1 protein-coding gene is annotated in these 484 nt (G+C 48.6%); it reads left to right on the top strand.

Going from position 1 to position 484, the window contains the following annotated elements; genetic code table 11:
• Positions 1–484: terminase TerL endonuclease subunit (locus VU18_RS16445; RefSeq protein WP_236687449.1), on the top strand; the 484-nt coding region annotated here is incomplete at both ends.

Here is a 484-nt window from a genome sequence, read left to right as displayed (position 1 = left end):
CGATAAAATGCCGTTCGATCAATGGGTTCGACAAGGATGGATCACAGCCACGCCGGGAGCGGTCGTCGATTATGCGTTTGTGCGCGAATATATCAAGTCAATTGAGCCGACATACGGGGTTTTGGTGAAGGAAATTTGCTACGATAAGTACAATGCGCGGCATTTAATGCAAGAGCTTGAGGCGGACGGCTTCACAACAGTAGAAATTCCGCAGGGGATTCGCTATTTGACAGAGCCAACGAAAAATTTCCGGACAAAAGTGTTTGAAAAGAAGATCATTCACAATCAAAACCCTGTTTTAACATGGGCAGTCGGTAACGCGGTGACACGAAAAGACGCCCAGGAGAACATTATGCTGGATAAATCGAAGAGCACGGACCGGATCGACCCACTGGCGGCGCTTATTAATGCCCACGCCCGGGCGATGTTTGCAAATGTCGAGTCGGTTGACGTATCGGAATTTGCGACCGATGACTTTTTAGAC

The organism is Geobacillus sp. ZGt-1 (genome assembly GCF_001026865.1).
Taxonomy (GTDB): Bacteria; Bacillota; Bacilli; order Bacillales; family Anoxybacillaceae; genus Geobacillus; species Geobacillus thermoleovorans.
The sequence above is the reverse complement of the archived record's forward strand: the minus strand, read 5'-3'. Positions and strand labels throughout refer to the sequence as shown.